The sequence below is a fragment of the Massilia sp. Root351 genome, assembly GCF_001425045.1.
Lineage (GTDB): Bacteria > Pseudomonadota > Gammaproteobacteria > Burkholderiales > Burkholderiaceae_D > Rugamonas.
The window spans coordinates 246,461-258,904 of record NZ_LMDJ01000034.1 but is presented as its reverse complement, the minus strand read 5'-3'; the positions used below and the strand labels follow the sequence as shown (position 1 = coordinate 258,904).

Genomic DNA, 12,444 nt, shown 5'->3' with positions numbered 1-12,444 from the left:
GGGGCGGGCGCTAAACGGCGTACTGTTGTGTAGTACCTCACGCGCCATGCCGACTCATTATAATGGCAAGATGATTGAATCCACCATCCAGTGGCTGCTGGAGCAGCTGTCCGCACCGGAAGTCGGCCTGACTTCGGTCTTCTTCGTCAGCTTTGTTTCCGCCACCCTGGTGCCCATGGGCTCCGAGCCCATGGTGTTTGCCACCATCAAGGCCAACCCCGAACTGTTCTGGCCCGCCATTGCCGTGGCCACCCTGGGCAATACGCTGGGCGGCGCGGTCGACTACTGGATCGGCTACCGCGCCAAGGTGGCCTTTGCCAAGGAACGCGAAAGCCGCTGGTTCCGCTGGCTGGCCCGCTATGGCGCCAAGACCATGCTGCTGTCCTGGGTGCCCGGCATCGGCGATCCGCTGTGCACGCTGGGCGGCTGGCTCAAGCTGCCGTTCTGGCCGGCCATCGGCTATATGGCCATAGGCAAGTGCGCGCGCTACCTCACCATGACCACCCTGTTGCTGTATGTGCCGGACGGCGTGTGGAAAACCATTGCCACTGCGCTGGGCGGATGAATTTGGCTTAGGCGCCTTTTCATCGCACAAAAAATGGTAAAAACGCGTTGAATGGCAGGAAATTGTTTGGAAAAGGCCATTTTTCGAATTTTTGTCGGCTGTTTGACGTTTGCGTAACCCTTTGCGGCCTAAGGCTGTTGGGGCGTGGTGCAGCGCAATAAGATAGAATGTCCTTCCTTAGGGTCAGTCCGCAGCACATCCAACATGAACGCCCCAGCACAAATCCAAGCTCTCCTCGCCGAAACGCCAAACGGTCCCGCAGCCACGCGCCTGCGCGAAATCCCCTATAACTACACGTCGTTTTCCGATCGCGAGATCGTCATCCGGCTGCTGGGAGAGGACTCTTGGCGCGTGCTCGACGAACTGCGCAGCGCGCGCCAGACCGGCCGCTCGGCGCGCATGCTGTACGAGGTGCTGGGCGATATCTGGGCCGTGCGCCGCAATCCCTATCTGCAGGACGACCTGCTGGATAACCCGAAGCGGCGCCAGGAACTGATCGACGCGCTGCATCACCGTCTGGCCGAAGTGGACAAACGCCGCGTCTCCGTGGACGGCGCCGAAGCCGACCAGACCCGCAGCCGCAACGTGGAACAGCTGCTGAAGGCAGCCAGCGGCGCCGTGGAAGCGTTCGGCGAGGAATTCCGCCAGACCTACGACCTGCGCAAGCGCACCACCAAGGTGCTGGGCCGCTACACCGAGAAGCACAACATCTGCTTCGACGGCATGAAGCGCATCTCGCACGTGACCGACGCCACCGACTGGCGCGTCGAATACCCGTTCGTGGTGCTGACGCCGGATACCGAAGACGAGATGGCCGGCCTGGTGAAAGGCTGCATCGAGCTGGGGCTGACCATCATCCCGCGCGGCGGCGGCACCGGCTACACCGGCGGCGCCATTCCGCTCACGCCGCTGTCGGCAGTCATCAATACCGAAAAGCTGCTCGACCTGGGCAAGGTCGAGATGAAGGTGCTGCCCGGCCTGGACAAGGAATACGCCACCATCTACTCGGGCGCCGGCGTCATCACCAACAAAGTGTCCGAAGCGGCCGAGAAGGCCGGCTTCGTGTTCGCGGTGGACCCGACCTCGGCGCACGCCTCCTGCATCGGCGGCAATATCGCCATGAACGCGGGCGGCAAGAAAGCCGTGCTGTGGGGCACCGCGCTGGACAACCTGGCCTCGTGGAAGATGGTCGACCCGAACGGCGACTGGCTGGAAGTCACGCGCCTGGACCACAACCTGTCCAAGATCCATGACACGCCGCTGGCGCGCTTCAAGCTGGAATGGACCCACCCGAACGCGCGCGGCGAGTCGAAAGGCGAGCCGTTCAAGACCGAGATCCTGGAGATCGCCGGCCGCGTATTCCGCAAGGAAGGCCTGGGCAAGGATGTGACCGACAAATTCCTGGCCGGCCTGCCGGGCATCCAGAAAGAGGGCTGCGACGGCTTGATCACGTCGGCGCGCTGGATCCTGCACAAGATGCCCAAGCACACCCGCACCGTGTGCCTGGAGTTCTTCGGCCAGGCGCGCGACGCGATTCCGTCCATCGTTGAAATCAAGGACTACCTGGACGGCCTGCCGGCCACCGGCGAAAAATTCGCCACGCTGCGCCTGGCCGGCCTGGAACACCTGGACGAGCGCTACCTGCGCGCGGTGGGCTACGCCACCAAATCGAAGCGCGGCGTGCTGCCGAAGATGGCGCTGTTCGGCGACATCGTCGGCGACGACGAGGACGCGGTGGCGATTGCCGCCTCGGAAGTGGTGCGCCTGGCCAACACCCGCGTGGGCGAAGGCTTCGTGGCCGTGAGCCCGGAAGCGCGCAAGAAATTCTGGCTGGACCGCGCCCGCACCGCCGCCATCGCCAAGCACACCAACGCCTTCAAGATCAATGAAGACGTGGTGATCCCGCTGAACCGCATGGGCGAGTACACCGACGGCATCGAGCGCATCAACGTCGAGCTGTCGATCACCAACAAGCTGGAACTGGCGGGCGAACTGCGCGCCTTCTTCGAGGCTGGCAATCTGCCGGTAGGGAAAAGCGACGACGCCTCCGACGACAAGGTGGGCGACGCCGAAATGCTGGGCGACCGCGCACAGCAGGCGCTGGCCCTGCTGGAGCAGGTGCAGCAGCGCTGGACCTTCACGCAGGACAATCTGGACCAGCCGCTGGCCGCCGTGCGCGAGCAACTGCGCGCACTGGGCCTGGGCGCGCTGGACGCGGCCTTCGACGAGCGCCTGGTGCGCCAGCCGGACGCCACCCTGTTCGACGTGGTGCAGGACCGCACCGTGCGCGTGAGCTGGAAGCAGGAAATCCGCGCCGTGCTGCGCCAGATCTTCAACGGCGCCGCCTTCAAGCTGATCCTGGACGAAGCGGCCGCCATCCACAAGCGCGTGCTGCGCGGGCGCGTGTTCGTGGCGCTGCACATGCACGCCGGCGACGGCAACGTGCACACCAACCTGCCGGTGAACTCGGACCATTACGAGATGCTGCAGCTGGCGCACAAGGCCGTGGCGCGCATCATGAAGCTGGCCCGTTCGCTGAACGGCGTAATTTCAGGCGAGCACGGCATCGGCATCACCAAGCTGGAGTTCCTGACCGAAGACGAAATCGTCAACTTCCGCGAGTACAAGCTGCGGGTGGATCCGGAAGGCCGCTTCAACAAGGGCAAGCTGCTCAACCTGCCGGGCATGGATGCCGACTTGTCGAACGCCTATACCCCGTCCTTCGGGCTGATGGGCCACGAATCGCTGATCATGCAGCAAAGCGACATCGGCGAAATCGCCAACAGCGTCAAGGACTGCCTGCGCTGCGGCAAATGCAAACCGGTGTGCTCGACCCACGTGCCGCGCGCCAACCTGCTGTACTCGCCGCGCGACAAGATCCTGGCGACGTCCTCGCTGATCGAAGCTTTCCTGTACGAAGAGCAGACCCGGCGCGGCATCTCCATCAAGCACTGGGAAGAATTCGAAGACGTGGCCGACCACTGCACGGTATGCCATAAATGCGTCACGCCCTGTCCGGTCAACATCGACTTCGGCGACGTGTCGATGAACATGCGCAACCTGCTGCGCAAGATGGACAAGCGCAGCTTCAATCCCGGCAAGGCGGCGGCCATGTTCTTCCTGAACGCCACCGACCCGACCACCATCAATACGGTGCGCCAGGGCATGGTGGGCGTGGCCTACAAGGCACAGCGGCTGGGCAACGATGTGCTGAAGAAGTTCGCCAAGAGCCAGACCAAGGCGCCGCCGCCGACCGTCGGCAAGCCGCCGATCAAAGAGCAGGTGATCCACTTCATCAACAAGAAGATGCCGGGCAACCTGCCGAAGAAGACCGCGCGCGCGCTGCTCGACATCGAAGACAACAAGATGATCCCCATCATCCGCGACCCGAAGAAAACCACGGCCGACACCGAAGCCGTGTTCTACTTCCCGGGCTGCGGTTCGGAGCGCCTGTTCTCGCAAGTGGGCCTGGCCACGCAGGCCATGCTGTGGGAAGTGGGGGTGCAGACCGTGCTGCCGCCTGGCTACCTGTGCTGCGGCTACCCGCAGCGCGGCGCCGGCGACTTCGACAAGGCCGACAAGATGGTGACGGACAACCGCGTGCTGTTCCATCGCATGGCCAACACCCTGAACTACCTGGACATCAAGACCGTGGTGGTATCGTGCGGCACCTGCTACGACCAGCTGGCGTCCTACGAGTTCGAGAAGATCTTCCCGGGCTGCCGCATCATGGACATCCATGAGTACCTGCTGGAGAAGAACGTCAAGCTGGAAAGCGTGACCGGCACCCGTTACATGTACCACGATCCTTGCCACTCGCCGATGAAGATGCAGGACCCGCTGAAAACGGTGAATTCGCTGATCACCACCGTGGACGCCACCAAGATCGAGAAGAACGACCGCTGCTGCGGCGACTCCGGCACCCTGATGGCGGCGCGTCCGGACATTTCGACCCAGGTGCGCTTCCGCAAGGAAGAGGAAATGGTCAAGGGCGCCGACAAGCTGCGCGCCGACGGCTTCACCGGCGAGGTGAAGGTGCTGACCAGCTGCCCGGCCTGTCTGGGCGGCGTATCGCGCTACAGCGAAGACGCGGGCACCACGGCCGACTACATTGTGGTGGAAATCGCCAAGCACCTGCTGGGCGAGAACTGGATGCCGGACTACGTGGCCAAGGCCAACAACGGCGGCATCGAGCGGGTGCTGGTATGACGCAGGCGGCGCGCCCCTGCGACTTGTGCACGCTGCTGGCCGCGCCGTCCGACGCGCTGGTCTGGCATGACGACAAGCTCAGCGTGGTGCTGGTGAACGAGGCCAGTTATCCTGGCTTCGTACGCGTGGTGTGGAACCGGCACGTCAAGGAAATGACGGATTTGGCGCCGGCCGACCGCATGCACGTGATGAACGCCGTGTGGCAGGTGGAGGCGGCGGTGCGCGAGGTGATGGCGCCGGAAAAGGTCAACCTGGCCAGTTTCGGCAACATGACGCCGCATGTGCACTGGCACGTGATCCCGCGCTACACGGACGACGTGCACTTCCCGAACCCCACCTGGGGCGAGGCGCAGCGCGCGCCGGATCCGGCCGCGCTGGCCGCGCGCAGCGCGTTGCTGGTACAGTTACGTGCATCCATCATCGCGAAACTGTCATCATGAAACAACCCACCGGCCTCACCGTCCACAACAAATCGCGCATCCTCGAAATCAGTTTCGACGACGGCGCCACCTTCAACCTGCCGTTCGAGCTGCTGCGCGTGTACTCGCCGTCGGCCGAAGTGAAGGGACACGGGGCGGGGCAGGAAGTACTGCAGGTCGGCAAGCGCGAAGTCGGCATCGCCGGCATCGAACCGGTCGGCAACTACGCCGTCCAGCCCACCTTCTCGGACGGCCACAACACCGGCTTGTTCACCTGGGACTACCTGTACAAGCTGGGCGCCGAACAGGAACAGCTGTGGCGCGACTACATGGACCGCCTGCACGCCGCCGGCTTCGACGGCGACAGCGGACGCGCATCCGGCGCCGCCTTGCCGTCCGCCCCCAAAGCGCACGGCTGCGGCCACAAGCACTGAGCACCGATCCCCGCCGGCCGCGGGGATTTTTTTTTGCGCGCCGCCTGTCGATATTGCGAAAACCGTTCGTCGTGGTGAGGTCCGGATGTCCGGTCGACTTTCAAGGAGAGCAACATGGAATACATGATCCTGATCTACGCCGACGAAAAACTCTACAGCGGCATGAGCGAGCAGCAGCTGGGAGAGCTGATGCAATCCTACGGCGACTACACGCAGGAAATGATCGCCGCCGGCGTGCTGCGCGGCGGCTCCGAGCTGGCCCCGGTGCACACCGCCACCACGGTGCGCGTGCGCGACGGCAAAGTTGCCTGCACCGACGGACCGTTCGCGGAAACCAAGGAGCAGCTGGGCGGCTACTACCTGATCGACTGCGCCAACCTGGACGAGGCCATCAAATGGGCCGCCAAATGCCCCTCCGCTGGCGAGGGCTCGATCGAAGTGCGGCCGCAAATCAACCACGGCTAGCCCATGCGCGCCCTTACCAGACTGAGCCGCATTTTCCCAACTTCGGGGTCTGACCCCGAGATGGTGAAAATGCGGCTCAGCTCGCTAGCATGCTGACGCGGGCGGTGGAGGAGGTGTGCCGGCGCGAGGGCGGCAGGGTGCTGGCCGGGCTGATACGCCGTTTCGGCGACATCAGCCTGGCCGAGGACTTGCTGCAGGACGCCTACGGCAAAGCGCTGGAGCGCTGGCCGCGCGACGGCCTGCCCGCCAACCCTGCGGCCTGGCTGACCACGGTCGCCCGCAACGCCGGCCTTGACTACCTGCGCCGCGCCGGCTGGACCTTGCCCGACTCCAGCGAAGCGCTGGCGCGGCTGGCGCAGGAGCCGGCCGCGGACACGGACGCCGGCGTCGACGGCTGCTTCGCGCGCGTGGACGGTAGCGGTAGCGCCAGCGCCGGCGCCGGCGCTGGCGCCCCTGCGCCGGCCTTCTCGGCAGCCGGCTACAGCCTGGCGGTGGACGACGACCGCCTGCGCCTGATCTTCATCTGCTGCCACCCAGCCCTGGCCTCCGGCGCGCAGACGGCGCTGGCCTTGCGCACGCTGTGCGGCCTGTCCACCCGCGAGATTGCGCGCGCCTACTGCGAGAGCGAGGCGGCCACCGCCCAGCGCCTGGTGCGCGCCAAGCGCAAGATCGTCGACGCGAAGATTCCCTTCGCCGTGCCGGCGCCGGACCAGCTGCCGGCGCGCCTGGCGCTGGTGCTGCAAGTGATCTACCTGGTGTTCAACGAAGGCTACGGCGCCACCAGCGGCCAGCGCCTGGTGCGTACCGACCTGTGCCGCGAAGCGATCCGGCTGGGCCGCCTGCTGGCCGAGCTGGCGCCGCGCGACGCCGAGGTGCAGGGTCTGCTGGCCCTGATGCTGCTGACCCACGCCCGCAGCGGCGCCCGCGCCTCGGCCGACGGCGGGTTGATGACGCTGGAAACGCAAGACCGCAGCCTGTGGGACCGCGCCGCCATCGCCGAAGGCCTGGCGCTGCTGGACGCGGCCTTGCCGCTGCGCCGGCCCGGCCCATACCAGATCCAGGCCGCCATCGCGGCGCTGCACAGCAAGGCTGCCGGCGCGGCGGAAACCGACTGGCCACAGATCTCGGCCCTGTACGGCGCGCTGCTGCGCCACCTGCCCACGCCGGTGGTGGAGTTGAACGCCGCCGTCGCGCTCGGCATGGCCGGCGGCCCGGCGCAGGGGCTGGCCTGGATTGCCAGGCTGGAGCAGGGCGGCCAGCTGGACGGTTTCCATTACCTGCACGCTGCCAAGGCCGAACTGCTGCGCCGCCAGGGCGACCCTGCCGCCATCGCCGCTTATGACCGCGCCTGCGAGCTCGCCAGCAACGCCGTCGAGCGCCAGTACCTGCAATCCCGCCGCGCGGAACTGCTCAATCTTCCCGCGTGAAAATCCAGCGGTATGCGGCCAGGCCGCCGCCACAGACCCATAGTTCCGCAAGGACGCCGATGGCGATTCCCTCTGTCAAGAACTGGTTCTGCGCGCTGAGAGCAAACCGCGCCTTTGCCTGTCCAGTGCTGCCAGCCTGGGACCGCCACGGCTGGCCGCCTCCACCCAGATCAAGCTCCGGAGGGATTTTCCCTGCTGCGCTTGTATAATGCAGGCAAATCCACAGCTTCCCAGACCATGACCAATACCACCCATTTCGGCTACAAGACCGTCTCCGAAGACGATAAAGTGAAGGAAGTCGCCAAGGTGTTCCACTCGGTGGCCGCCAAGTACGACGTGATGAACGACCTGATGTCGGCCGGTCTGCATCGCCTGTGGAAGACGTTTACCATCGCCAACGCGGCCGTGCGTCCCGGTTTCAAATGCCTGGACATCGCCGGCGGCACCGGCGACCTGGCCAAGGCTTTCGCCAAGCAGGCCGGCCCCAGCGGCGAGGTGTGGCTGACCGATATTAATGAGTCCATGCTGCGCGTGGGCCGCGATCGCCTCTTGAATCGCGGCCTGGTCACCCCCACCTTGCTGTGTGACGCGGAAAAATTGCCGTTCCCCGACAATTATTTCGACCGGGTCAGCGTGGCGTTCGGCCTGCGCAACATGACGCACAAGGACCAGGCGCTGGCCGAAATGCGCCGCGTGCTGAAGCCGGGCGGCAAGCTGCTGGTGCTGGAATTCTCAAAAGTCGCGGAACCGTTGCAAAAGCCGTATGATCTGTATTCGTTCTCGGTGCTGCCTTGGCTGGGACAGAAAATTGCCGGTGACGCGGAAAGCTACCGTTACCTGGCTGAATCGATCCGCATGCATCCCGACCAGGAAACCCTGAAAACGATGATGCAGGATGCGGGACTGGAGCGGGTCCAGTATTACAACCTGACGGCGGGTGTGGCCGCTTTGCACACCGGTATCAAACTGTAAGCGGGAAAACATCATGAACATGAAAAAGATTCTGGTTAGCGCTGTGCTGGCATTGTCCGCCACCGCCATGCTGGGCGAGGCGATCGCCCGTCCCATGGGCGGCGGCCGCTCCATCGGACGCCAGTCCCAAAGCGTGAGCAAGATGCCGGCCCAGCCTGCGCCGACCCCGGCCCAGGCCCGCCAGGCCACGCCCGCAGCCGCGGCGGCCACGCCGCCGGCAGCCGCGCCGAAACCTTCCAGCCCTTGGAAAGGCATCCTGGGCGGCGCGCTGCTGGGCCTCGGCCTGGGCGCCCTGCTGTCGCACTTCGGCCTGGGCGGCGCCCTGGCCAGCATGATCGGCACCATGCTGACGTTCGCGCTGATCGCCGGCGCGGCCTACCTGATCTTCCGCCTGGTGCGCAGCCGCATGTCGCCGCAGCGTCCTGCCGCGGCAGCGGCCGGCTTCGGCGGCAATGGCGGCAGCGCATGGCAGCCTCAGCCACAGCAGCCGATGGCACGTACGCCGGAAATCGGCTCCGGCCTGCCGCCGCTGCAGCCGGTCTCGGGCGGCCTGAACCTGGATAAAGCGGCGCCTGTTGCGGCCCACACCCCTTGGGGCGTGCCGGCCGACTTCGACACGGCGTCCTTCCTGCGCCATGCCAAGAGCAACTACATCCGCCTGCAAGCGGCCTGGGACAAGGGCGATTCGGCCGACATCCGCGAATTCACCACCCCGGAAGTGTTCGCCGAGCTGAAGATGCAGATCGCCGAGCGCAACGGCCAGGCCGACTACACCGACGTGGTCACCATCGACGCCGAGCTGCTGGGCATCGAGAACGACGGCAAGGACTACCTGGCCAGCGTCAAGTTCATGGGCTCGATCAAGTCCGCACCGGACGCGCTGGCCGAGCCGTTCCACGAAGTGTGGAACCTGAGCAAGCCGGTTTCCGGCAACGGCGGCTGGCTGCTGGCCGGCATCCAGCAGCTTGCCTAAGCGCTGGCGTTCCCGTTTTTTCGCCACCACGCCGGGCAAGCGCCCGGCAAACTGGTAAGATCAAGACCGCCCAGGCAAACTGGGCGGTTTTGTTTTTTTAAGCGCCTGCACGCATGCCTTCACCGACCATACCCAATCTGCCTACACCGCTGGCGCCCGTCGCCGCCACCATCAACCATCTGCTGGCCCAGGAGCCGTGGGCCCGCGCGGCCCTGCGCCTGCACGCCGGCAAGGTGGCCTGCATCGCCGCCGCGCCGGTCGAGCTGCGCCTGGGCGTGACCGCCGACGGCATGGTGGAAGCCGCGCCGGCCGATGCCGCAGCCAATGTCACCATCCGCCTCAAGCTGTCCGACCTGCCGCTGATCGCGCAAAACCGCGAGCGCGCCTTTTCCTACGTGCAGATCGAGGGCGACGCCGAATTTGCCAACGCCATCTCGCAGCTGTCCAAATCGCTGCGCTGGGAGGCCGAACATGACCTGGAAAAGCTGGTCGGCCCGCTGGCCGCCACGCGCCTGGCGGGCGGCGCCAGGGCCGCCTTCGAGGCGCTCAAGAGCGGGCAGCGCAAGCTGGCCGAGAACGCCGCCGAGTACTTCCTTGAAGAGAATCCGCTGCTGGTACGCCCGGCCGTGACCGAGCAGTTCGGCGCGGAAGTGCGCCGCCTGCGCGACGACACCGAGCGCTTCGCCAAGCGCCTGGCCAACCTGGAAAAGAAACTGGCGCAGGGCGCCGGGGACCATACATGATCTTGAAATTCCTGCGCCTGCTGAAAATCCTGCGGGTCGCCGTCCAGTACGGACTCGATGAAATCGCCTTCTCCGGCCTGCGCGTGCCGCGCACGGCCAAGCTGATCGACACCTTCTTCTTCTGGCGCGACATCTCCGCGCCGCGCGGCCTGCGCCTGCGCCTGGCGCTGGAGGAGCTGGGACCGATCTTCGTCAAGTTCGGCCAGGTGCTGTCCACCCGGCGCGACCTGATCCCGCTCGACATCGTGGAAGAGCTGGCGCTGCTGCAGGACCGCGTGCCGCCGTTCGATTCGGACCTGGCCATCGCCCAGATCCAGCGTTCGCTGGGCGACCATCCGGACCGCCTGTTTGCCAGCTTCGAGCGCATCCCCGTCGCGTCGGCCTCGATCGCGCAGGTGCACTTCGCCGTCCTGAAGGACGGCAAGGAAGTGGCCGTCAAGGTGCTGCGCCCGGGCATGAAGAAGCTGATCGACGAGGACGTGGCGTTGATGCATATCGCCGCCGACTGGATCGGCCGCCTGTGGGCCGACAGCAAGCGCCTCAAGCCGAAAGAGGTGGTGGGCGAGTTCGACAAATACCTGCACGACGAACTGGACCTGATGCGCGAGGCGGCCAACGCCAGCCAGCTGCGGCGCAACTTCGCCGACGGCAACTTGCTGCTGGTGCCGGAAATGTACTGGGACTATTGCTCGTCCAGCGTGATCGTGATGGAGCGCATGCACGGCATCCCCGTGTCGCAGATCGACCGCTTGATGGAAGCCGGCGTGGACTTGAAAAAACTGTCCAGCGACGGCGTGGAAATCTTCTTCACCCAGGTGTTCCGTGACGGCTTCTTCCATGCAGATATGCATCCCGGCAACATCCTGGTGTCGATCGACCCGGCCACCTTCGGCCGCTACATTGCGCTCGACTTCGGCATCGTCGGCACCCTGAACGACTTCGACAAGGATTACCTGTCGCAGAACTTCCTGGCCTTCTTCCGGCGCGACTACAAGCGTGTGGCCGAGGCCCACATCGAATCGGGCTGGGCGCCCAAGGAAACCCGCGTCGACGAGCTGGAGTCGGCGGTGCGCGCCTGCTGCGAGCCGATCTTCGACCGGCCGCTGAAAGACATCTCCTTCGGCCAGATCCTGCTGCGCCTGTTCCAGACCTCGCGCCGCTTCAACGTGGAAGTGCAGCCGCAGCTGGTGCTGCTGCAAAAGACCCTGCTCAACATCGAAGGCCTGGGGCGCCAGCTGGACCCGGACCTGGACCTGTGGAAGACCGCCAAGCCCTACCTGGAAAACTGGATGGCCGAGCAGGTCGGCTGGCAGGGCATGCTGGAGCGCCTGAAGGCCGAGGCGCCGCGCTACACCCACGTGCTGCCGCAGCTGCCGCGCCTGATGCACCGCGCGCTCAGCGTGGCCGGCGAGCCGGACAACACCAACAATGAACTGCTGCGCGTGCTCATCGCCGAGCAGCAGCGCACCAACCGGCTGATCAGCTTCGTGGTCTATTTCGCCGGCGCCTTCGCGGTCGGCGCGCTGGGTCTGCAAGCTTACATGCGCTGGCGCGGCCTGCTATGACGCAGCCATCCCCGCCACCGGCGCCGGTCCCGGCGTTCGCCTCGCGCGACCCGCTCGACCCGGCCTTCTGGGACGAGCGCTTCGACCAGGGTTACACGCCCTGGGACCGGGGCGGCGTGCCCGAGCGCCTGCGCCAGTTCGCCACCGAACTGCACGGCTTGCCGACCGTATTGATACCCGGCTGCGGCTCTGCCTACGAACTCGCCTTCCTGTCCGAAGCGGGCTGGGACGCCACCGCCATCGACTTTTCGCCGGCCGCCGTGGCCGCCGCGCGCCAGGCTGTCGGCCCGCAGTGGCAGGGCAGGGTGGTGGAGGCGGATTTCTTCCAGTACCGGCCGTCCGCGCCGCTGGACCTGATCTACGAGCGCGCCTTCCTGTGCGCCTTGCCGCGCGCCATGTGGCCGCCAGTGGCGGCGCGCTGGGCCGAGCTGCTGCCGCCCGGCGCGCTGCTGGCCGGCTATTTCTTCTTTGACAACAACCCCAAGGGCCCGCCCTTCGGCATCGCGCGCGAGGCGCTGGACGCCCTGCTCGCGCCGCATTTCCGCTGCGTGGCCGACGAGGCGGTGTTGGATTCCATGCCGGTTTTCGCGGGCAAGGAGCGCTGGATGGCCTGGCGGCGGCTGTAATTCGCATTACGCGCCGGAAAAGGCTTTATAATTCAGGGTTTTGATG

11 protein-coding genes are annotated in these 12,444 nt (G+C 65.8%); all 11 read left to right on the top strand.

From position 1 onward, the window contains the following. Positions 1-70: 70 nt before the first annotated feature. The 11 genes from ASD15_RS27840 to ASD15_RS27790 all read left to right on the top strand — a co-directional run bounded on the left by ASD15_RS27840 (position 71) and on the right by ASD15_RS27790 (position 12,398). Complete coding sequence (locus tag ASD15_RS27840) at positions 71-565, top strand: YqaA family protein (protein ID WP_057158282.1); 495 nt, start codon at positions 71-73, stop codon at positions 563-565. A 204-nt stretch (positions 566-769) separates the two neighbouring features. Then, entirely contained in the window at positions 770-4,774 is a 4,005-nt protein-coding gene (locus tag ASD15_RS27835; RefSeq protein WP_057158281.1) for an FAD/FMN-binding oxidoreductase, read from the top strand. Next, positions 4,771-5,214 carry an HIT family protein gene (locus tag ASD15_RS27830; protein ID WP_057158280.1) on the top strand — a complete coding sequence of 148 codons (444 nt, stop codon included), beginning with the start codon at positions 4,771-4,773 and terminating at the stop codon, positions 5,212-5,214. Before ASD15_RS27835 ends, ASD15_RS27830 begins: the two co-directional genes overlap by 4 nt. Beyond that, positions 5,211-5,627, top strand: coding sequence for a gamma-butyrobetaine hydroxylase-like domain-containing protein (locus tag ASD15_RS27825; protein WP_200954107.1), 417 nt, complete (start codon positions 5,211-5,213; stop codon positions 5,625-5,627). Before ASD15_RS27830 ends, ASD15_RS27825 begins: the two co-directional genes overlap by 4 nt. A gap of 114 nt (positions 5,628-5,741) precedes the next feature. Then, entirely contained in the window at positions 5,742-6,092 is a 351-nt protein-coding gene (locus ASD15_RS27820; RefSeq protein WP_057158279.1) for a YciI family protein, read from the top strand. Positions 6,093-6,181: 89 nt separating this feature from the next. Next, entirely contained in the window at positions 6,182-7,519 is a 1,338-nt protein-coding gene (locus ASD15_RS27815) for an RNA polymerase sigma factor (RefSeq protein ID WP_057158278.1), read from the top strand. Between the two features lie 237 nt (positions 7,520-7,756). Further along, a complete protein-coding gene (gene ubiE, locus ASD15_RS27810; RefSeq protein WP_057158277.1) occupies positions 7,757-8,491 on the top strand; it encodes a bifunctional demethylmenaquinone methyltransferase/2-methoxy-6-polyprenyl-1,4-benzoquinol methylase UbiE in 735 nt (244 codons plus the stop codon). Between the two features lie 13 nt (positions 8,492-8,504). Next, positions 8,505-9,464 (top strand): Tim44 domain-containing protein, encoded by a 960-nt coding sequence (locus ASD15_RS27805; protein ID WP_057158276.1) that lies wholly within the window; start codon positions 8,505-8,507, stop codon positions 9,462-9,464. Between the two features lie 113 nt (positions 9,465-9,577). Next, entirely contained in the window at positions 9,578-10,207 is a 630-nt protein-coding gene (locus ASD15_RS27800) for an SCP2 domain-containing protein (RefSeq protein WP_057158275.1), read from the top strand. After that, complete coding sequence (ubiB, locus tag ASD15_RS27795) at positions 10,204-11,772, top strand: ubiquinone biosynthesis regulatory protein kinase UbiB (RefSeq protein ID WP_057158274.1); 1,569 nt, start codon at positions 10,204-10,206, stop codon at positions 11,770-11,772. The genes ASD15_RS27800 and ubiB overlap by 4 nt, the downstream gene beginning before the upstream one ends. After that, on the top strand, positions 11,769-12,398 hold the full coding sequence (locus ASD15_RS27790; RefSeq protein WP_057158273.1) for a methyltransferase: 630 nt from the start codon (positions 11,769-11,771) through the stop codon (positions 12,396-12,398). Before ubiB ends, ASD15_RS27790 begins: the two co-directional genes overlap by 4 nt. Positions 12,399-12,444: the final 46 nt, after the last annotated feature.